This window comes from Pseudomonas sp. GW821-FHT04D07 (genome assembly GCF_059420225.1).
The window spans coordinates 15525-35785 of the sequence record NZ_JBWKTH010000029.1; the positions used below are offsets into that span (position 1 = coordinate 15525).

Below are 20261 nucleotides of genomic sequence, written 5' to 3' on the forward strand. Positions count from 1 at the left end.
CGACCCCATAACCTTGAACTATGCGGGCGTGCCCATGATTACCCTGAAACTCAACGGTCAAGACCATCCACTGGACGTCACCGAGGACATGCCGCTGCTCTGGGCGATCCGCGACGTGGCGGGTTATACCGGGACCAAATTCGGCTGCGGCATGGGCCTGTGCGGCGCCTGTACCGTGCACATCGATGGCTTGCCGGTGCGCTCCTGCATCACCCCCGTCGGCTCCGTGGCGGGGCAGAGCGTCAGTACCATCGACAACCTGCACAGCGACCCGGTCGGTCAGGCGCTGCAGCAAGCCTGGCTGGACGGTGGGGTCGCCCAGTGTGGCTTCTGCCAGGGCGGGCAAATCATGTCGGCCACGGCCTTGCTCAAGGTCAACCCAAAGCCCAGCGATGCCCAGATCGAAGAGGCCATGGTTGGCAATATCTGTCGTTGCGGGACCTACAACCGCATCAAGACGGCCATTCACCAGGCCGCGGCCCATCTGCGGGAGACTAAGGCATGAACCTGTCCGTGAACGATTTCGCCCTGAGCAATCTCAGCCGGCGCGGCTTTCTCAAGGGCGTCGGCGCCACCGGTGCGCTGGTCCTGGCGGCGACCTGGGGGCTGCCTGAGGCCTTTGCCGAAGGCGAGCAGAAATACGGGGCCGATCATATGCCCAATGGCTGGGTCGATGATCCCAAGGTCTATGTGAGCATCGAGGCCGACGGTAGCGTGACGGTGATCTGCAACCGCGCGGAGATGGGCCAGGGCGTGCGTACCAGCCTGAGCATGGTAGTGGCCGACGAGCTCGAGGCCGACTGGGCCCTGGTCAAGGTCAGGCAGGCGCCGGGGGACGAGGTGCGTTTCGGCAACCAGGACACCGACGGTTCACGCAGCATGCGCCATTGGTACGAACCGATGCGGCGTTGCGGCGCGGCGGCCCGGAGCATGCTTGAACAGGCGGCGGCCGCGCAGTGGAACGTTCCGCTGGCGGAGTGCCGAGCGCAGTTGCACAAGGTTATCCACAGCCCGAGCGGGCGTGAACTCGGTTACGGGGCCCTGGCGGCGGCTGCCGCTGCACTGGCCGTTCCGGCCCGTGACAGCCTGAAGCTCAAGCCAGCGTCGGCGTTCCGCTATATCGGCAAGGAAGCGTTCCGGGCCATCGACGGGGCGGATATCGTCACCGGCCGTGCGTTGTACGGTGCCGATGTGCATTTCGAGGGCACGCTCTACGCCACCGTGGCTCGTCCGCGGGTGTATGGCGGCAAGCTCAAATCCTTCGATGCCGCCGCCGCGCTGAAGGTCCCGGGCGTGCTCAAGGTCGTGGAAATCGAAAGCCGCCCGCTGCCTTCCGAGTTCCAGCCGCTGGGCGGTGTGGCGGTGATTGCCAGCAATACCTGGGCGGCGATCAAGGGCCGCGAGGCGCTGACGATCGCCTGGGATGACGGCGTCAACGCCAGTTATGACTCGATTGCCTATCGTCAGGAACTGGAAGCTTCGGCGCGCCAGCCCGGCAAGGTGGTACGCGATACCGGTAATGTCGAAGAGGCCTTGAAGCGCGCCGACAGCCAGTTCGAAGCCGGTTATTACCTGCCGCACCTGGCCCAGTCGCCGATGGAGCCGATGGTCGCCATTGCCCGTTTCCACGACGGCCACTGCGAAGCCTGGGCGCCCACCCAGGCGCCTCAGGTCACCCGCGAGCGGATTGCCGAGCGTCTGGGGATCGGCTTCGACCAGGTCACCGTCAACGTGACCCTGCTCGGTGGCGGTTTCGGGCGCAAGTCCAAGCCGGACTACATCATCGAGGCGGCCATCCTGGCCAAGGAAATGCCGGGCAAGGCGGTGCGCGTGCAGTGGACCCGCGAAGACGATATCCATTACTCGTATTTCCATACCGTGTCAGCGGAATACCTGCGGGCCAGCCTGAACAAGGACGGCACGCCATCCGGGTGGCTGCATCGCACCGTGGCACCGAGTATCACGGCACTGTTTGCGCCCAATATGAACAACGAGGGCGCCTTTGAAATGGGCATGGGCTTTACCAACATGGCCTACAACATTCCCAACGTGCGCCTGGAAAACCCGGAGGCCAAGGTGCATACGCGGGTCGGCTGGTACCGTTCGGTGTCGAACATCCCCCATGGTTTCGCCATCCAGAGTTTCGTCGACGAACTGGCCCATAAAGCCGGCCAGGATCCACTGGCTTATCAGCTCAAGTTGCTGGGGCCGGATCGCCAGATCGATCCGCGAACCCTGAGCGAGCAGTGGAACTACGGTGAATCCCCCGAGCGTTATCCAATCGATACCGGGCGTATGCGCACGGTCCTGGAAACCGCCACCAAGGCCGCCGGCTGGGGCCGCAAGTTGCCGCCAGGGCGCGGCCTGGGGCTGGCGGTGCATTACAGCTTCGTCACCTATGTGGCGGCGGTGATCGAGGTGGAGGTCAAGGACGATGGCAGCCTGATCGTGCACAAGGCCGATATCGCCGTGGACTGTGGCCCGCAGATCAACCCGGAGCGGATTCGCTCGCAGTTCGAAGGGGCTTGCGTCATGGGCCTGGGCAACGCGATGCTGGGTGAGATCAGCTTCAAGGAGGGCAAGGTGCAGCAGGACAATTTCCATATGTATGAAGTGGCGCGCATGTCCCTGGCGCCGAAGGAGGTGGCGGTGCATCTGGTCACGCCGCCGGGCGAGGTGCCGTTGGGCGGCGTCGGTGAGCCGGGCGTGCCGCCGATTGCGCCGGCACTGTGCAATGCGATCTTTGCCGCCACCGGCAAGCGCATCCGTAACCTGCCGGTGCGTTACCAGCTGCAAGGCTGGAACCAGGTGAAAGTCTGATGGACAGTGTTGATCTGAATGTCCTGCGCAGCGTGCTGCAATGGCGCCGCGCGGGACAGCGAGTGGTGCTGTACAGCGTGGTCCAGACCTGGGGGAGCGCGCCACGTCCGCCGGGGGCGATGTTGGCCCTGCGCGAGGATGGCGTGGTGATTGGCTCGGTGTCCGGTGGCTGTATTGAGGACGATTTGATTGCCCGCTTGCAGGATGGCCGCTTGCCAGAAGATGGGCCGCCGGTGCAACTGGTGACCTATGGCGTGACCCGTGACGAGGCGGCGCGTTTTGGCCTGCCTTGTGGCGGCACCTTGCGCCTGACCGAGGAGCGGGTCGGCGATCCGGCCTGGGTCGCGCAGTTGCTGGCGCGCTGCGAGGCCCATGAGATTGTCGCCCGGGAGCTGAACCTGGCCAGCGGCTCAGTGACCTTGAGCGAAGCGGGCAAAACCGACACTTTGAGTTTTGACGGTGAGCGTTTGCGGGCGATCTACGGTCCACGTTGGCGCCTGTTGTTGATCGGTGCCGGTCAGTTGTCGCGCTACGTGGCGGAAATGGCCCGGTTGCTGGATTTTGAAGTCTTGATCTGCGATCCACGCAAGGAGTTCGTCTACGGCTGGGAAGAACAGCACGGGCGTTTTGTGCCGGGTATGCCCGATGAGGCGGTGCTGAATATCCAGACCGACGAGCGTACGGCCATCGTCGCCCTGACCCACGATCCGCGACTGGACGATATGGCATTGCTCACGGCATTGAATTCCCGGGCGTTCTACATCGGTGCATTGGGTTCGCGGGTCAACAGCCAGAAACGCCGGGACAACCTGGCAATGCTCGGCTTGGCCGCGGATGCCATTGCTCGTCTGCATGGCCCGATCGGTTTGCATATCGGCAGTCATACGCCGGCGGAGATTGCTTTGTCCCTGATGGCGGAAATCGTGGCGATCAAGAACGGTGTCGAGTTGCGGCAGAAAAAGCCGGAGTTGGCAGCCAGTGAGTAATTCTGTTGCGGCCATTGTCCTGGCGGCGGGGCAGGGCAGTCGTTTTCGACAGGCGGCGGGGGCCGATCAGGACAAGTTGCTGGCGCGTTGTGTTGGCCGTGATGGTGTCGAGCGGGCAGTGTTGGAGCATGTACTGCTGGGGTTGCCGCAGGGGCTTGGAACCCGCTTGTTGGTGACGACGGCGGATCGGGTCGAGGTGATTGGCCTGGCGCGGGCGTATGACTGTCGGGTGTTGCTGATCGAATCGACGGGCATGGGCGACAGTCTCGCCGCCGCGGTGGCGGCGACGATCGATCAGGCAGGGTGGCTGGTGTTGCTGGGGGATATGCCGTTTATCCTGCCGCAGACGGTTGCACAGGTGCTGGAGAGAACTGAAGACGATGGCATCTGTGTGCCGATTTTTCAGGGCGAGTATGGGCATCCGGTTGGGTTTGGTCGCTCGTTTGGGCCGGCCTTGATGGGGCTGTCTGGGGATCGCGGAGCCAAGCCTTTGTTTGTGGGCGGCAAAGTGCGAGAAGTGTCTGTCGAAGACCCAGGTGTGCTTTGGGATGTGGACGTACCTGGAATGCTTATTCCTGGCGACTACAGTTGAGATTTCCTATGTGATTCCCTTGTATAGGAACCAAACATTCGTATAGTTCTTCGCCCGAGATCCTGAGTCGTGTGATTGATAACGTTGCATGTAATCCTTTCTCTGAAAATACTATATTTTCGAAGTTGGCGTCAGTAAAGTCTGTCATGAAGGATTTTTCCTCAAAACTACAGAATTGTTTCCTTGAGGAGATTGTCCATTTTTTTTCGGGGTCCAGGGTTTCTATATTTAAACAGGGGTAGTTGTTTCTGCTTATCAAATACCGGGCAACTATATTGCCAATGCGTTCGGACTTTACCTCGTAAATTGATTCGTAGCTAATCTGTTCCGCGCTTATATTGGGGGTGTAAGCAAGTAGGAGAAATATTGTTTTTTTTCATAAGTTTACCTTGTTAGATGTCCTATTCGTCTATTGAAACGGTCAGATGGTACATTTTGCCAGTTTGAGCTATCGCTCATTATGTCTGTCAGCTTTGAAAGGTCATTGTTTACAAAGTGCTTTTGTATTAACGGCCTGGAGTGAGTGCTGTAGTCTCCTCTGTAGGTTAAATCTACTATCAAGTCTTGAATTTTCTTGTCTATAGAATTCCATTTTAATGCTCCATAATGGAAGACGTTGAACTCTTGGGCTGAAATACGTAGGACATCGTTTTTCATTTTTTCATATACGGGTATAAACAGATCGTGCTGCTGCTTTCTGGAAATGGTAAATCGCTTGATCTCTGTGCTGGCAGTCTTGAGGTGGTTTTTTGCCGCTTGACCTTTAAGCCCTTTTGCCCCGATCAGCCAGCTATACAGCGGTTCATCGATATTCGCTGCAGTCAGATCAAGTTCGACATTCTCTCTCTGCCCTAGATCATACCCACGACCAATGGTTATCCCCGAAGCTCCACCCGGCCAATGCACCTTGCGACTGAAGTAGATATGCAGCGGATGCGCCGGATCATCAATATCATTACCCTCCACATCAAATGTCAGTTGTCCTCGCTCCACCGTGAGCCACTTGAGGTCGTTTTCATCTTCGATGGCCACAAAGTTCGCCAATAATCCGATGGGATGGAAGTGCCAGGCTTTCCCGTTCGGATTGATCCCGTGTTTTCCCGCCAACTCGGCCCACCAGGACAGTTTCCGGATACGTTTTTTCTCCTCGATCCAGCGTTCATTGGACCGGTTGTCGAGGACCGCCCGTGGCAGGATCAGGCCCGGGAGCGTCCGCAGGCTGCGCATGGCCATTTTCGGTGGATTGGCGGCATTGATCTGCGCTGTGTGAGGTGCCAGCGCGCTGGCGATTGTGCTGATGCCTACCAGGCCTCTTGCACTCTCGGGAAGGCGAGCGGCATAGGCTCGGCTCTTTTCGATAAAAGCAGGAACATCGTCGCAACTGAAGATTTCCAGATGCAGCAGGCCTTCGCCATCCGCATGGCTGGGTGTGCTGAAAGTGCCGGGATGTCCGATCAATTCCCTGGACTTGATGGCGAATGGGGTGTCGAGAACGATCACTTGCCCCTTGGTTTGCGGCTCTCCTATCCAGAACACAGGCCTGGCTCTGTCAGGCTCGCGCTGGTAGCGCTCCCAACTGAGTAAATGCATATAAAGGCTGTAGAACGTCAGCGACGGTGGCGGCAGTGGGGCTATGGCGCTGTGCGGCTCGCCAGGCAGGCTCAGGTCATGCTTGACCAGCACGAACCCCGTTGAATAGGTCGCCGGCTCGCCGTTGGCCTTGGGGGCGGTGGGATAGGCCTGATCGATGCGGTAGGCAATGACTTCGCCATCGGCAATGCAACGCACGGCTTTCTGGTCGAGGAGCTCCGCGGTGTTTTTGTCGAAATGCACCCCGCCGTGCCAGAGGCCACCTTGCCCCAGCGGGTAGGTGCCGCCCGTGGCCTTGGCCAAGGCGTCGTAGCAGATTTGTGGATCCGCGACTTCCCGGCTTTGAGCGCCAGCCCTCTTGAAAGGAAAGCACCAGGCCAGCGTCTTGTTTGTGTCCGTTATGAACATCGCCCTCTCACCCGTCCCTGAGAGGCTTGACTGTGCGCCGCCGAAAAACTGGAGTCAGTCAGTAGACTTCAATCTGTCATGTGGGACTTTTCCTAGCTATATGGCAGCTGAATCTTCAGTTGCGAGAGGAGGGGCCTGGCCCACGGACAAAAAAAGCCCCGCCTGCATCACTGCAGGCGGGGCTTTTCAACAGCCTTCAGAATCAGGCGAGGGGTTTAGGCTCGTGGGCTTCTTCCGGGGCTTTGTGGTTGTGTTCAACCACTTCATCGACGGACTGCAGGTTTTCGTCGATGGTCGGTGCAGCCGTTTCGCTTTCGGTCGAGACGAACGGCGCCGGAGCGGCTTCAGGTGCGGGCGCCGGTTCGGCAGCGACCACGGCTTCTACTGCGGGAGCAGCAGCGGCACGTTCGGCAGCTTCCTGAGCCAGACGCTCTTCTTCACGCTTGCGACGACGCACTTCACGTGGATCGTTCGGTGCACGGCCGTTGCTGGTCAGGGCGCTGGCGGGAGCCGCCTCGACAACCGGTGCAGCGACTTCAGCCACGACTGGGGCAACCACCGGAGCAGGCTCTGGCTGTGCAACCACGGCTGGCTCTTCAGCCATCACCGCTTCAGTCACGGCTGCCTGAGGGGCTTCGACCGCTGGTTCGGACCATTGGAACGTGGCCTGGACTTCCTGAGTCGGCTCTGGCGCTGCTTCCGAGACCGGAGCTTCAACGATGGCTTCGGCAACCGGGGTGTGAGCCACTGGTTCTTCAACGACTGGCGCCGCGACAACCGGTGTTTCGACAACCGATGTTTCGATGGCCGGCTCAGGCGCCACGAATACCGGCCGCTCAGCGACAACAGCGGGTTCGGCAGCGATTTCAACCACTGGCTCGGCTTCACGAACCGGAGCAACTTCCACTTCCGGCACCGCAGGCGCTTTCACTGGAGTGGTTGCTTCAACGATCGGGGCTTCAACCGCTGGTGTTTCCTGGATCGCGGCAGTGGCCAGTTCGGCCTGCTGATGCGCTTCGGCTTCGGCTGGAGCGCTGATCACGCTGCTGGCGACAGCAGCGGTCACGGCCAGACCGGCAGCCAGTTCGGCAGCGGTGGCTGGCTCGTGGTGTTCTTCGCTGCCTTCTTCCGAACCTTCGATCACATTGCCGTTGGCATCACGCTGACGCTCGCGACGGTTGCTGCGACGACGCTGACCGCGGGAACGGCGACGTGGACGATCGCCACCTTCGGCGTTGTCCTGGCCATCGTCCTGCAACTGCTCTTCGCCCTGCAACACTTCTTCTTCACCGGCGACGGCAACCTGCTCGGCACGCGGCTGGCGTTCTTCACGCGGTGCGCGCGGCTGACGTTCTTCACGTGGGGCGCGGGCCGGACGCTCTTCCGCGATCACGGCGGCAGTCGTTGCCGCGGCGGTGACTACCGGTGCGGCATCCAGCGGCTCACGCAGTTCACGCACGCGCTCTTCACGCTCGCCACGTGGCTTACGATCTTCACGCGGGGCGCGCGGTGCACGTTCTTCACGCGGAGCGCGTGGAGCGCGTTCTTCGCGGGCTACGGCCGGTGCTTCGTCACGGGCTTCGCGGACTTCACGTGGCGCACGTTCTTCACGCGGTGCACGTTCTTCCCGTGGGGTACGTTCTTCACGCAGCTCGCGCGGTGCACGTTCTTCACGTGGCGCACGCTCTTCGCGCGGCTTGCGCTCTTCATCGCGGCGACCGTTACGGTTGCGGCTCTGCTGGCGACCGTTGCGACGCTCTTCGTTACGGGCCGGACGCTCGGCTGCCGGTTTTTCAACCACGGCCGGAGCCACAGGCTCTTCCTTGCTGGCGAACAGGCTGACCAGCGACTTCACCAGGCCCTTGAACAGGCTGGGTTCGGCCACGACCGGCGCAGGGGCGACAACAGGAGCCGCCACTTCTTCGGCCGGAACCGGTGCGTTGGCGCGGACTGGAGCGGTCTTGACCGCCGCTTCCTGGCGAACCAGGGTGCGCGTGGCCGCGGCCGGCTGGACTTCTTCCACTTCGGCGGCGGCCGCAGCGATTTCGTAGCTGGACTGGTTGGTGTGGGCTTCCGGGCTGTCATCACGCAGACGTTGCACTTCGAAGTGCGGTGTCTCCAGGTGATCGTTCGGCAGGATCACGATGCGCGCACGGGTACGCAGTTCGATCTTGGTGATCGAGTTGCGTTTTTCGTTGAGCAGGAAGGCGGCGACCGGGATCGGCACCTGGGCGCGGACTTCGGCGGTGCGGTCCTTCAGGGCTTCTTCTTCGATCAGGCGCAGAATTGCCAGGGACAGCGATTCGACATCACGGATGATGCCGGTGCCATTGCAACGCGGGCAGACGATGCCGCTGCTTTCGCCGAGGGACGGACGCAGGCGCTGACGGGACATTTCCAGCAGGCCGAAGCGCGAGATGCGACCGACTTGTACACGGGCACGGTCGGCTTCCAGGCATTCGCGGACTTTTTCTTCCACGGCGCGCTGGTTCTTGGCGGGGGTCATGTCGATGAAGTCGATGACGATCAGGCCGCCGATGTCGCGCAGGCGCAACTGACGGGCGATTTCTTCAGCGGCTTCCAGGTTGGTCTGCAGCGCGGTTTCTTCGATGTCGCTGCCTTTGGTGGCGCGCGCCGAGTTGATGTCGATGGACACCAGGGCTTCGGTCGGATCGATCACGATGGAGCCGCCGGAAGGCAGTTCGACGACGCGCTGGAAGGCGGTCTCGATCTGGCTTTCGATCTGGAAACGGTTGAACAGCGGTACGCTGTCTTCGTACAGCTTGATCTTGCTGGCGTACTGCGGCATTACCTGGCGGATGAAGGTCAGGGCTTCGTCCTGGGCTTCAACGCTGTCGATCAGCACTTCGCCGATGTCCTGGCGCAGGTAGTCGCGGATGGCGCGGATGATCACGTTGCTTTCCTGGTAGATCAGGAAAGGCGCGGAACGATCCAGCGAGGCTTCTTTGATGGCGGTCCAGAGTTGCAGCAGGTAGTCGAGGTCCCACTGCATTTCTTCGCTGCTGCGGCCAAGGCCGGCAGTGCGCACGATCAGCCCCATGTCGGCCGGAGCCACCAGGCCGTTCAGCGCTTCACGCAGTTCGTTGCGCTCTTCGCCTTCGATGCGCCGGGAGATACCGCCGGCACGCGGGTTGTTCGGCATCAGTACCAGGTAACGACCGGCCAGGCTGATGAAGGTGGTCAGGGCGGCGCCCTTGTTGCCACGTTCTTCTTTCTCGACCTGGACGATAACTTCCTGGCCTTCGCTCAGGACGTCCTTGATGTTGACGCGGCCTTCGGGGGCTTTCTTGAAGTATTCGCGGGAGATTTCTTTCAGCGGCAGGAAGCCATGGCGCTCAGAGCCGAAATCGACAAAGGCAGCCTCAAGGCTTGGCTCGATGCGAGTAATCCGGCCTTTATAGATGTTGGCCTTCTTCTGCTCGCGGGCACCGGACTCGATGTCCAGGTCGTAGAGGCGCTGGCCGTCTACCAGGGCAACACGCAACTCTTCGGGTTGAGTTGCGTTAATCAGCATTCTTTTCATGTAGTACCGTCGGTTTCCGGGCTGCCGGAAACGGCGTTCGGCACACACGACTTCTCACGGTCGGTGTCAGGTGCGTCAGGAGTGGTTGGCCATTCCTGTGTCGGGCGAGGTTCGTCCAGAGGGGACGAAATCGCGACTCACGCGTCCTGCTTCTTGGGGTGACAAAAGACACCTCACAAGCAAAAGCTCTGTCAGGAGGAGGAATCAACCGCGGGTGTGGACGATATGAAGCGTCTTGATAAAGCCTAATGCTACACAGTCCGACGGTTGTGCATCTCCACCCTACACGTATCCCTGATAATTCGGGTGCGGCCGCGCGCAGAATCCGCAGCGGGTTGGCATTTACCGTGTTCTCCGAAAGGGGAAAGCACGCTCATGGCTAATTAGGCGTTGTTTCCGAAGCCTTCGCCCAGGTGTGATCCGTGATCGACTGCACTTTGTGAACTGGCCGTTAATACCGGCTCGGGAAACGAGTGTTGACTCAGTTTTCCGGCGCGCTTCAGGCCTCATGTCACCTGCGCTCGTTACAATCGCGAACCTTTCCTCGAACGGCGAAAGCCCCGTAGGACGGCCTCGCATCCTGATGAATTACGTTGGGCAGGGCCGGCTGTTGGCCGTTGGTCCTCTGTCCAGCCGCTTTTGGCGACGTTCGCGACTATAGCAGCAATGATTAAGTGCTTCAATTCCATAAAAAATTGTTATCATCGCCGGCATGACGACGACTACCCCCCCGACTCCAGGCGTACAACTGCTTGAGGTCTCGCCGGAATATGCCGGCCAGCGCATTGACAATTTCCTTCTCGCCCGGCTCAAGGGTGTGCCCAAGACCTTGATTTACCGCATTTTGCGCAAAGGCGAAGTGCGGGTAAACAAGGGGCGCATCAAGCCCGAGTACAAGCTCCAGGCCGGCGATATCGTGCGGGTTCCGCCGGTGCGCGTTCCCGAGCGCGACGAGCCGGTGCCCCTGGCCCAGGGCCTGTTGCAGCGCCTGGAGGCTTCGATTGTGTTCGAAGACAAGGCGCTGATCGTGATCAACAAGCCGGCCGGCATTGCCGTGCACGGCGGCAGCGGCCTGAACTACGGCGTGATCGAAGCCTTTCGTCAGTTGCGCCCGGATGCCAAGGAGCTGGAGCTGGTCCATCGCCTGGACCGTGATACCTCTGGCCTGCTGATGATCGCCAAGAAACGCAGCATGTTGCGCCATCTGCACGAAGCGTTGCGCGGCGACGGCATCGACAAACGCTATATGGCCCTGGTTCGCGGTAATTGGGCTGCTTCGATCAAGCAGGTGCGCGCGCCCCTGCTCAAGAGCAACCTGCGCTCCGGCGAGCGCATGGTCGAGGTCAACGAGGAGGGCAAGGAGGCGCTCACGGTGTTCAAGGTGCTGCGTCGTTTCGGTGATTTCGCCACCATGGTCGAGGCCAAACCGGTGACCGGTCGTACCCACCAGATTCGTGTGCACACCCTGCACGCCGGGCACTGTATTGCCGGTGACAGCAAGTACGGTGACGATGGGTTCACCAAGGAAATCCGCGAGCTGGGTGGCAAGCGCCTGTTCCTCCACGCCTATATGCTGACCGTGCCGCTGCCTGATGGCGGCGAATTGAAGCTGCAGGCACCGGTGGATGAAATGTGGGCCAAGACAGTGGAGAGACTGAGTGCGGTCTGAATACAAACTGTTGATTTTCGATTGGGACGGTACCTTGGCCGATTCCATTGGTCGGATTGTCGAGGCGATGGGCGAGGCGGCCGCGCGTTCGGGGTTTGTCCTGCGCGATGAGGCGGCGGTCAAGGGGATTATCGGTTTGGGTTTGCCCGAGGCGATTCGCACCCTGTACCCGATGATCAGCGATGATGAATTGATTGTTTTTCGTCAACACTATGCCGATATCTACATCGCCCTTGAGGCAGAGCCCTCGCCCCTGTTTCCTGGGGTGGTGCAGTCCATGGAGGCGTTTCGTGCCGCCGGTTACCAGTTGGCGGTCGCGACCGGCAAGGCCCGTCGCGGGCTGGATCGGGTGTTGAAGTCCCATGGCTGGCTGGATTATTTCGATATCACCCGTGCCGCCGATGAAACCGCCAGCAAGCCGCACCCGCTGATGCTTGAGCAGATTCTCGCCCATTGTGCTGTCCCGGCTTCCCAGGCCTTGATGGTCGGGGACTCGGCGTTCGATTTGCAAATGGCGCGCAATGCTGGCATGGATTCAGTGGCTGTAGGTTATGGTGCCCTGTCGCTGGATGAGTTGCGGGTGTTCGAGCCGCGCTTGGCGATTGACAGTTTTCCACAGTTGCATGCCTGGCTCGATGGCCGGGTCAATTGAATTCATTGGGGTGAGTACGCATGTCTGATGAGTGGGGCGCGCCGCCAAAGGCGAATGCCGAATCGGGTTCGGCTGATGAGAAAAGCTGGAAGCTGCTGGAAAAGACCTTGCTGGCCGGAGTGCAAGAGCAGCGTCGTTCGCGGCGCTGGGGAATCTTCTTCAAGCTGTTGACCTTTGTATACCTGCTTGGCGTGCTGGTGATGTTCTCGCCGCTGATCAATCTGGAGAAGAGCGCCAGTCGTGGGGCTCACTACACCGCCCTGATCGAGGTGCGTGGAGTGATTGCGGACAAGGAGTCGGCCAGCGCCGACAATATTGTCGGCAGCCTGCGCACTGCCTTCGAAGATCCGAAGGTCAAGGCAATCATCCTGCGTATCAACAGTCCGGGCGGCAGTCCGGTGCAGTCGGGTTATGTGTTTGACGAGATTCGTCGCCTGCGTGGTCTGCATCCGGATACCAAGGTGTATGCGGTGATTTCCGATGTCGGTGCTTCCGGGGCCTACTACATCGCCAGTGCGGCGGATGAGATCTATGCCGACAAGTCCAGCCTGGTCGGTTCCATTGGTGTGACGGCGGCCGGTTACGGTTTTGTCGGCACCATGGAGAAGCTGGGTGTGGAGCGGCGTGCCTACTCTTCGGGGGAGCACAAGGCGTTTCTCGACCCGTTCCAGCCGCAGAAGGCCGATGAGACCCAGTTCTGGCAGGGCGTGCTGGACACCACCCACAACCAGTTCATCGCCAGTGTGAAGAAGGGCCGTGGTGATCGCCTGAAAGACAAGGATCATCCGGAGTTGTTCTCCGGGCTGGTCTGGTCCGGCGAGCAGGCGCTGCCCTTGGGGTTGATCGATGGCCTGGGCAGTGCCAGTTCGGTGGCGCGGGACGTGATCGGCGAGAAGGAGTTGGTGGACTTTACCGTTCAGGAGTCGCCTTTCGATCGCTTCTCGAAAAAGCTCGGTGCCAGTGTCGCCGAGCAGTTGGCAATGTGGATGGGCTTCCAGGGGCCGACCTTGCGCTGATATTCGTGCAGCAATAAAAAAACCGGTCGCCAATGACCGGTTTTTTATTGGCTGAATACTGCGTCGCACTATCTTGTGGGAGCAAGCTTGCTCGCGATCAACCGGCAGGCTGAGGGTTTTGTGATGAAAGGTATTACGGAATCTGCAGGCCCTCGGCCTGCAGCATGTCCACCAGGCGAATCAGTGGCAATCCGATCAGGCTGGTGGCATCCGGCCCTTCCGTGCTCTGGAACAGGCTCACGCCCAATCCCTCGGCCTTGAAGCTACCAGCGCAGTCATAGGGTTGTTCGGCGTGCAGGTAGCGTTCGATGCGTTCGACATCCAGGTTGCGCATCAGCACGCTGAAGGCGATGCAGTCCACTTGGCATGCCCCGGTCTGGCTGTTGAGCAGGGCCAGCCCGGTGAGGAAGCTGACGCGGTTGCCGCTGGCGGCCAGCAGCTGTTCGCGGGCCTTCTCGAAGCCGTGGGGCTTGCCGAGTATCCGTCCGTCGAGTACCGCGACCTGGTCCGAGCCGATGATCAGGTGCGCCGGATGACGGGCGGCGAGGGTTCGGGCTTTCTCCTCGGCCAGGCGTTTGACCAGCTCGATGGCGGCTTCTCCCGGGCGCTGGCTTTCGTCGATATCCGGCGATGCGCAGCTGAAGGGCAGGCGCAGGCGGGTCAGCAATTCCCGGCGATAGGCCGAGCTTGAGGCGAGTAACAAAGGCAGCATGCGGTTCTCCTGAGGCAGGTCGGCGATTCTAGTCGGCCCGCCAGCTGACGGACAGGGCCTAATTTCCTTTGACAGTGGCAGGGTGCATCCCTAGAATGCTGCGCCTATGTTGAATGACCCGATTCCACCTCACGTTGACCCGCGCAAATTGGCTGATCGTGGCACCACCCTTCAAGGTGAACTGCTGCTGGCCAATTTGGAGAGACTCTGCGACTCGCTTTCCGACACTGTCGGTACGGTGCAGGCTAAATTCGTTTTTGAACGAGATGAACGTAAGTCTGTGATGATTCACAGCTTTATCGACACCGAAGTCAAAATGGTTTGCCAGCGTTGTCTTGAGCTGGTCACCCTGCCGATCCACAGCGAATGCAGTTATGCTGTGGTGAAGGAGGGTGCGAATACCCAGTCGTTGCCGAAAGGTTATGACGTGCTGGAACTGGGCGAAGATCCTTTGGATCTGCAGGCATTGATCGAGGAAGAGCTTCTGCTCGCCTTGCCCATTGTGCCTGCTCATCATCCGGAAGAATGCCAGCAGCCGGCGGGGCTCGATGAGCCCGAACCGAGCGAGGACGAGGTAACGCGGTCCAACCCGTTCAGTGTATTGGCGCAGTTAAAGCGTGACCCAAACGTTTAGGAGTTAATCAATTATGGCTGTTCAGCAGAACAAAAAATCCCGCTCCGCCCGTGACATGCGTCGTTCGCACGACGCCCTCGAGGCAAGCACCCTGTCCGTGGAAAAGACCACCGGTGAAGTTCACCTGCGTCACCACGTATCGCCAGAAGGCGTATACCGTGGCCGTAAAGTGATCGACAAGGGCGCTGACGAGTAAATCTTGTCCGCTCAGATCATCGCGATCGACGCAATGGGCGGGGACTTCGGTCCCCGCAGCATTGTCCAGGCCAGTATTGCCTGTCTGTCTGCCACACCCTCGTTGCACCTGACCCTTGTCGGTCAACCTTCCCAGCTTGAACCCCTGATCGCCAGTCATCCGACTGTGGATCGCGCACGCCTGACCATTACCCCTGCCAGCGAAATCATCACCATGGACGAGCGTCCGTCCCAGGCCCTGCGCGGCAAGCCGGATTCGTCGATGCGCCTGGCCTTGCAGTTGCTGCGCGATGGCAAGGTCCAGGCCTGTGTCAGTGCGGGCAATACCGGTGCCTTGATGGCTTTGTCGCGGCATGTGCTGAAGACCTTGCCGGGTATCGATCGTCCGGCCATGGTCGCGGCCATCCCGACCCAGCGCGGTTATTGCCAGTTGCTGGACCTGGGGGCGAATGTCGATTGCAGTGCCGAGCACCTGTTCCAGTTCGCCGTGATGGGCGCGGTGGCCGCCGAGGCCCTGGGCGTGGCGCGGCCGCGTGTCGCTTTGCTCAATGTCGGTACCGAGGACATCAAGGGCAACCAGCAGGTCAAGCTGGCGGCGACCCTGTTGCAACAGGCACGAGGGTTGAACTACATCGGCTTCATCGAAGGCGACGGCTTGTATCGCGGTGAGGCTGATGTGGTGGTCTGCGACGGTTTTGTCGGCAATATCCTGCTCAAGTCCAGCGAAGGTCTGGCAACCATGATCGCCGCGCGGATCGAGGTGCTCTTCAAGCAGAGCCTGGCCTCGCGGCTGGTCGGGGCTCTGGCCTTGCCGCTGCTCAAGCGCCTGCAGGCCGATCTCGCCCCGGCGCGGCATAATGGCGCGAGTTTTCTCGGCCTGCAGGGTATTGTCATCAAGAGTCACGGCTCCGCCGGGGTCGAGGGCTTCCAGAGCGCGATTGCGCGGGCCCTGATCGAGATCCAGGAAAACCTCCCCGAGCGCCTGCATGGTCGCCTGGAGGATCTATTGCTTTAGGCGTTTTCCTGCGGGGATGCTTAAATGTGACCGTTCAGTTCAATCAGCCATCCAAACTGACAGTTTCTTGCGTCCGCCACGGCGGGACGTCAATTCTCCGACGACAAGATCATTAGGGGCTTGTTACATGTCTACATCCCTCGCATTCGTCTTTCCAGGACAGGGTTCGCAGTCCCTCGGCATGCTGGCCGAGTTGGGCGCGCAATACCCGCTGATCCTGGAGACCTTCAAAGAAGCCTCCGATGCCCTGGGCTATGACCTCTGGGCGTTGACCCAGCAGGGCCCGGAAGAACAGCTCAACCAGACCGACAAGACCCAGCCGGCCATCCTCACGGCGTCCATTGCCTTGTGGCGTCTGTGGCTGGCCGAGGGCGGTGCGCGTCCGGCCTATGTCGCCGGTCACAGCCTGGGCGAGTACAGTGCGCTGGTCGCCGCCGGCAGCCTGAGCCTGGGCGATGCGGTGAAGCTGGTGGAGCGTCGTGGCCAGTTGATGCAGGAAGCGGTTCCGGCCGGGCAGGGCGCCATGGCGGCGATCCTCGGGTTGGACGATACCGATGTGCTTGCCGCATGTGCCGAGGCCGCCCAGGGCGAAGTGGTCAGCGCGGTGAACTTCAACTCGCCGGGCCAGGTGGTGATCGCCGGCGCCAAGGCCGCCGTCGAGCGTGCCATGGAGGTCTGCAAGGCCAAGGGTGCCAAGCGTGCCCTGCCGCTGCCGGTCAGCGTGCCGTCGCATTGCGAGCTGATGCGTCCGGCTGCCGAGCGCTTTGCCGAATCGGTTGCCGCCATCGACTGGCAGGCACCGCAGATCCCGTTGGTGCAGAACGTCAGCGCCCAGGTGGTCACGGACCTCGCGACCCTCAAGCGCGACCTGCTGGAACAACTCTACAAACCGGTGCGTTGGGTCGAGTCGGTCCAGTGCCTGGCGGCCAACGGTGCCACCGAACTGGTCGAGTGCGGCCCCGGCAAGGTGCTGGCCGGTCTGAACAAACGTTGCGCCGATGGCGTCAACACGTCCAACCTCAATACCCCGGATGCCTTCGCCGCCACGCGCGCGGCGCGGGCCTGAATCAGGAGAAGCCTGCATGAGTCTGCAAGGTAAAGTTGCACTGGTCACCGGCGCCAGCCGTGGCATCGGCCAAGCCATCGCCCTCGAGCTGGGGCGTCTCGGCGCCGTGGTCATCGGCACCGCGACCTCGGCCTCGGGCGCCGAACGGATTGCCGCGACCCTCAAGGAGCATGGCATTCAAGGCACCGGCCTGGAGCTTAATGTAACCAGCGATGAATCGGTTGCCGCAGTGCTGGCGAGCATCAGCGAGCAGTTCGGTGCGCCGGCGATCCTGGTCAATAATGCCGGTATCACCCGCGATAACCTGATGATGCGGATGAAAGATGACGAGTGGTACGACGTGGTCGATACCAACCTCAACAGTCTGTTCCGCCTGTCCAAGGGGGTTCTGCGTGGCATGACCAAGGCCCGTTGGGGACGAATCATCAATATTGGTTCGGTTGTGGGTGCCATGGGCAACGCAGGCCAAGTAAACTACGCAGCAGCCAAGGCCGGCCTCGAAGGTTTCAGCCGTGCATTGGCGCGTGAAGTCGGTTCGCGCTCAATTACGGTAAACTCGGTGGCCCCAGGGTTCATCGACACCGATATGACCCGCGAATTGCCTGAGGCGCAGCGTGAAGCCTTGCTGACGCAGATTCCGCTGGGCCGTCTGGGCCAGGCTCAAGAGATTGCGCAAGTGGTCGCTTTTCTGGCGTCGGACGGTGCGGCTTACGTGACTGGGGCTACAATCCCGGTGAACGGCGGGATGTACATGTAATTCAAATGTGACGGATTGCTTCAAAAAAATGTCATACCAGCTGTCTAAAATCCGTTATAAAGCTGCAACTTATTGAGGGGCAGAGGGCAAAGGGGGGCAAAGGCTGAAGCTTTCGGTTGAAAAGCTGAAAAGCCTTTCTATACACTTACCCACCGGCCAGCTGCCTGAATTTTTCCATTAGGAGTGAAAACAAGGTATGAGCACCATCGAAGAACGCGTCAAGAAAATCGTTGCCGAGCAACTGGGCGTCAAGGAAGAAGAAGTGACCAACGTTGCTTCCTTCGTTGAAGACCTGGGTGCCGACTCCCTTGACACCGTTGAGCTTGTGATGGCTCTGGAAGAGGAATTCGAGACCGAAATCCCTGACGAAGAAGCTGAAAAAATCACTACCGTACAAGCCGCTATCGATTACGTTACCAAGCATCAGGCGTAATAGTTTGTAATCGTTGCCTGCTGTCATGGAAAAACCGCACTGCCATCACGGCGTGCGGTTTTTTCTTTAGGTGTGAGGCAAAGTGTCGTCAACAGGATAAAGGAGAGTGCTGTGTCGCGTAGACGCGTCGTAGTCACCGGCATGGGGATGTTGTCGCCATTGGGTACCGATGTTGCGAGTACCTGGCAAGGCATTCTGGCTGGCCGTAGTGGCATTGGTCTGATCGAACACACAGACCTTTCTGCCTATACCACCCGTTTTGGCGGCTCGGTAAAAGGCTTCAATGTCGAAGAATATTTGTCGGCCAAAGAAGCCCGCAAACTCGACCTGTTCATTCAATACGGCCTGGCAGCCGGTTTCCAGGCAGTGCGTAACGCCGGCCTCGAGGTCACCGATGCCAACCGTGAGCGTATCGGCGTGGCCATGGGCTCGGGTATTGGCGGTCTGACCAATATCGAGCAAACCTGCCGCACGCTGCACGACCAGGGCCCACGGCGCATTTCGCCGTTTTTCGTGCCGGGTTCGATCATCAATATGATTTCCGGTTTCCTGTCCATCCACCTGGGTGCCCAGGGGCCGAACTATGCCATCGCGACGGCGTGCACCACCGGCACCCATTGCATCGGCATGGCCGCACGCAACATTGCCTACGATGAAGCCGATGTGATGATTGCCGGCGGTGCCGAAATGGCCGCCTGTGGCCTTGGCATGGGCGGCTTCGGTGCCTCCCGCGCCCTGTCCACGCGCAATGACGAGCCGGCCCGCGCCAGCCGTCCGTGGGATAAGGGACGTGACGGTTTCGTGCTGTCCGACGGTGCCGGCGCGCTGGTGCTCGAAGAACTGGAGCACGCCAAGGCCCGTGGCGCGACCATCTACGCCGAACTGATCGGCTTTGGCATGAGTGGCGACGCCTACCACATGACCTCGCCGCCCGAGGACGGTGCCGGTGCGGCCCGTTGTATCGCCAATGCGATGCGCGATGCCAAGCTGAACCTGGATCAGGTGCAGTACATCAATGCTCACGGCACCTCGACCCCGACCGGCGACTTGGCCGAAGCCCAGGCGATCAAGCGGGTGTTTGGCGAGCATGCCTACCAGCTGGCGATCAGTTCCACCAAGTCGATGACCGGCCACCTGCTGGGCGCCGCCGGGGCCATCGAGGCGATCTTCAGCGTGCTGGCCATCGCCGACCAGGTGGCGCCGCCGACCATCAACCTCGACGAGCCCGATGAAGGCTGCGACCTGGATTTCGTGCCCCACGAAGCCCGGCGCATGCCCATCGATGTCGTGCTGTCCAACTCCTTCGGCTTTGGCGGTACCAACGGCTCCCTGGTGTTCCGCCGGTTCGCCGAGTGATGGACAGCTGGGTCGACGGCCAGCCGGGCGATGCGTTGTCCCTCAAGGACCGCGGCCTGGCCTACGGCGATGGTCTGTTCGAGACCCTCGCCGTGAAAGGCGGTCGACCGCTGCTGCTGGAGCGGCACCTGCAGCGCCTGGCGGAGGGTTGTCGACGCCTGGGCATCGTGGCGGATCACGAACGGGTTCGTTGCGAGCTGCTCGCCTACAGTGCCGCACTGGGGGAGGGCGTGCTCAAGCTGATTCTCACCCGTGGCGACAGCCAGCGCGGCTATGCGGCGTCGGCGGATACGCTGCCGCGGCGGATCCTGCAAGGCAGTCCGTCGCCGACTTATCCACAGACCTACCAACAGCAAGGTATTGGTCTTTTTCCCTGTACCACGCGTTTGTCCGAGCAGCCCTTGCTGGCCGGGCTCAAGCATCTCAATCGCCTGGAGCAGGTCCTGGCCCGTGCAGAATGGCAGGGCGCCGAATATGCCGAAGGCTTGATGCTCGACACCTCGGGTCGGGTGATCGAAGGGGTGTTCAGCAATCTGTTCCTGGTGCAGGCGGGTGTGCTCCGTACCGCCGACCTGAGCCGTTGTGGTGTGGCGGGGGTGATGCGGGCGCAGTTGTTGGAAGAGGCCCAAGCACTGGCAATCCCTGTTGATATTTCCGACATCAGCCTGGAGCAATTCCGGCAAGCCGATGAAGTTTTTCTCTGTAACAGCGTCTATGGCATCTGGCCCGTTCGGGCTTTTGCCGACCTGAGCTGGTCGGTTGGCCCGCTCACCCGTAAACTGCAAGGTATTGCCCGCGCGCTATTGGAAGTTTGAA

General features: G+C 60.6%; 18 protein-coding genes. 15 read left to right on the plus strand and 3 right to left on the minus strand.

What is annotated here, in order from left to right:
- Positions 1–34: 34 nt before the first annotated feature.
- The 4 genes from AC07T0_RS25825 to AC07T0_RS25840 are packed head-to-tail and all read left to right on the plus strand — an operon-like array spanning position 35 to position 4398.
- On the plus strand, positions 35–505 hold the full coding sequence (locus AC07T0_RS25825; RefSeq protein ID WP_495003844.1) for a (2Fe-2S)-binding protein: 471 nt from the start codon (positions 35–37) through the stop codon (positions 503–505).
- The gene (locus AC07T0_RS25830; protein ID WP_495003845.1) at positions 502–2820 is read left to right on the plus strand and encodes a xanthine dehydrogenase family protein molybdopterin-binding subunit; all 2319 of its coding nucleotides are present in this window, start codon (positions 502–504) and stop codon (positions 2818–2820) included. Before AC07T0_RS25825 ends, AC07T0_RS25830 begins: the two co-directional genes overlap by 4 nt.
- Positions 2820–3806 carry an XdhC family protein gene (locus tag AC07T0_RS25835; RefSeq protein WP_495003846.1) on the plus strand — a complete coding sequence of 329 codons (987 nt, stop codon included), beginning with the start codon at positions 2820–2822 and terminating at the stop codon, positions 3804–3806. Before AC07T0_RS25830 ends, AC07T0_RS25835 begins: the two co-directional genes overlap by 1 nt.
- Positions 3799–4398, plus strand: a complete 600-nt coding sequence (locus tag AC07T0_RS25840; RefSeq protein WP_495003847.1) for a nucleotidyltransferase family protein — start codon at positions 3799–3801, stop codon at positions 4396–4398. The genes AC07T0_RS25835 and AC07T0_RS25840 overlap by 8 nt, the downstream gene beginning before the upstream one ends.
- Before the next feature lie 384 nt (positions 4399–4782).
- Here AC07T0_RS25840 and AC07T0_RS25845 read toward each other — a convergent pair whose 3' ends face one another.
- Together AC07T0_RS25845 and rne are read right to left on the minus strand one after the other, a co-directional pair.
- Positions 4783–6396 (minus strand): pesticin C-terminus-like muramidase, encoded by a 1614-nt coding sequence (locus AC07T0_RS25845; protein WP_495003848.1) that lies wholly within the window; start codon positions 6394–6396, stop codon positions 4783–4785.
- Positions 6397–6598: 202 nt separating this feature from the next.
- Positions 6599–9940, minus strand: coding sequence for a ribonuclease E (gene rne / locus AC07T0_RS25850; protein WP_495003849.1), 3342 nt, complete (start codon positions 9938–9940; stop codon positions 6599–6601).
- A 712-nt stretch (positions 9941–10652) separates the two neighbouring features.
- Here rne and rluC point away from each other — a divergent pair.
- The 3 genes from rluC to sppA are packed head-to-tail and all read left to right on the plus strand — an operon-like array spanning position 10653 to position 13277.
- Complete coding sequence (rluC, locus tag AC07T0_RS25855; protein WP_495003850.1) at positions 10653–11609, plus strand: 23S rRNA pseudouridine(955/2504/2580) synthase RluC; 957 nt, start codon at positions 10653–10655, stop codon at positions 11607–11609.
- Entirely contained in the window at positions 11599–12261 is a 663-nt protein-coding gene (locus AC07T0_RS25860) for an HAD-IA family hydrolase (RefSeq protein ID WP_495003851.1), read from the plus strand. The genes rluC and AC07T0_RS25860 overlap by 11 nt, the downstream gene beginning before the upstream one ends.
- A gap of 20 nt (positions 12262–12281) precedes the next feature.
- Positions 12282–13277, plus strand: a complete 996-nt coding sequence (gene sppA, locus AC07T0_RS25865) for a signal peptide peptidase SppA (protein WP_495003852.1) — start codon at positions 12282–12284, stop codon at positions 13275–13277.
- Positions 13278–13410: 133 nt separating this feature from the next.
- On the opposite strand, the gene AC07T0_RS25870 is transcribed toward sppA, so the two are convergent.
- A complete protein-coding gene (locus AC07T0_RS25870) occupies positions 13411–13989 on the minus strand; it encodes a Maf family protein (RefSeq protein WP_495003853.1) in 579 nt (192 codons plus the stop codon).
- A gap of 106 nt (positions 13990–14095) precedes the next feature.
- On the opposite strand from AC07T0_RS25870, the gene AC07T0_RS25875 reads away from it, so the two are divergent.
- From AC07T0_RS25875 to pabC, 8 genes are all read left to right on the plus strand, one after another.
- Positions 14096–14623, plus strand: a complete 528-nt coding sequence (locus AC07T0_RS25875) for a YceD family protein (RefSeq protein WP_495003854.1) — start codon at positions 14096–14098, stop codon at positions 14621–14623.
- Between the two features lie 13 nt (positions 14624–14636).
- Positions 14637–14819, plus strand: coding sequence for a 50S ribosomal protein L32 (gene rpmF, locus AC07T0_RS25880; RefSeq protein WP_003179396.1), 183 nt, complete (start codon positions 14637–14639; stop codon positions 14817–14819).
- A gap of 3 nt (positions 14820–14822) precedes the next feature.
- Positions 14823–15833, plus strand: a complete 1011-nt coding sequence (plsX, locus tag AC07T0_RS25885; RefSeq protein ID WP_495003855.1) for a phosphate acyltransferase PlsX — start codon at positions 14823–14825, stop codon at positions 15831–15833.
- A gap of 127 nt (positions 15834–15960) precedes the next feature.
- Positions 15961–16899: an ACP S-malonyltransferase gene (fabD, locus tag AC07T0_RS25890; RefSeq protein WP_495003856.1), complete on the plus strand. Its 939-nt coding sequence runs from the start codon at positions 15961–15963 to the stop codon at positions 16897–16899.
- A 16-nt stretch (positions 16900–16915) separates the two neighbouring features.
- Positions 16916–17656, plus strand: coding sequence for a 3-oxoacyl-ACP reductase FabG (gene fabG / locus AC07T0_RS25895; protein ID WP_121133400.1), 741 nt, complete (start codon positions 16916–16918; stop codon positions 17654–17656).
- A 196-nt stretch (positions 17657–17852) separates the two neighbouring features.
- Positions 17853–18089, plus strand: a complete 237-nt coding sequence (gene acpP / locus AC07T0_RS25900) for an acyl carrier protein (protein WP_495003857.1) — start codon at positions 17853–17855, stop codon at positions 18087–18089.
- 111 nt (positions 18090–18200) lie between these two features.
- Entirely contained in the window at positions 18201–19445 is a 1245-nt protein-coding gene (gene fabF / locus AC07T0_RS25905) for a beta-ketoacyl-ACP synthase II (RefSeq protein ID WP_495003858.1), read from the plus strand.
- On the plus strand, positions 19445–20260 hold the full coding sequence (pabC, locus tag AC07T0_RS25910; protein WP_495003859.1) for an aminodeoxychorismate lyase: 816 nt from the start codon (positions 19445–19447) through the stop codon (positions 20258–20260). The genes fabF and pabC overlap by 1 nt, the downstream gene beginning before the upstream one ends.
- The last annotated feature ends 1 nt before the right edge of the window (position 20261 follow it).

Bases quoted from the DNA above. Each gene is read 5' to 3' on its own strand.
- AC07T0_RS25825 (WP_495003844.1), top strand. From the start codon at position 35: ATGATTACCCTGAAACTCAACGGTCAAGACCATCCACTGGACGTCACC.
- AC07T0_RS25830 (WP_495003845.1), top strand. From the start codon at position 502: ATGAACCTGTCCGTGAACGATTTCGCCCTGAGCAATCTCAGCCGGCGC.
- AC07T0_RS25835 (WP_495003846.1), top strand. From the start codon at position 2,820: ATGGACAGTGTTGATCTGAATGTCCTGCGCAGCGTGCTGCAATGGCGC.
- AC07T0_RS25845 (WP_495003848.1), bottom strand. From the start codon at position 6,396: ATGTTCATAACGGACACAAACAAGACGCTGGCCTGGTGCTTTCCTTTC.
- rne (WP_495003849.1), bottom strand. From the start codon at position 9,940: ATGAAAAGAATGCTGATTAACGCAACTCAACCCGAAGAGTTGCGTGTT.
- rluC (WP_495003850.1), top strand. From the start codon at position 10,653: ATGACGACGACTACCCCCCCGACTCCAGGCGTACAACTGCTTGAGGTC.
- sppA (WP_495003852.1), top strand. From the start codon at position 12,282: ATGTCTGATGAGTGGGGCGCGCCGCCAAAGGCGAATGCCGAATCGGGT.
- AC07T0_RS25870 (WP_495003853.1), bottom strand. From the start codon at position 13,989: ATGCTGCCTTTGTTACTCGCCTCAAGCTCGGCCTATCGCCGGGAATTG.
- AC07T0_RS25875 (WP_495003854.1), top strand. From the start codon at position 14,096: ATGTTGAATGACCCGATTCCACCTCACGTTGACCCGCGCAAATTGGCT.
- rpmF (WP_003179396.1), top strand. From the start codon at position 14,637: ATGGCTGTTCAGCAGAACAAAAAATCCCGCTCCGCCCGTGACATGCGT.
- fabD (WP_495003856.1), top strand. From the start codon at position 15,961: ATGTCTACATCCCTCGCATTCGTCTTTCCAGGACAGGGTTCGCAGTCC.
- fabG (WP_121133400.1), top strand. From the start codon at position 16,916: ATGAGTCTGCAAGGTAAAGTTGCACTGGTCACCGGCGCCAGCCGTGGC.
- acpP (WP_495003857.1), top strand. From the start codon at position 17,853: ATGAGCACCATCGAAGAACGCGTCAAGAAAATCGTTGCCGAGCAACTG.
- pabC (WP_495003859.1), top strand. From the start codon at position 19,445: ATGGACAGCTGGGTCGACGGCCAGCCGGGCGATGCGTTGTCCCTCAAG.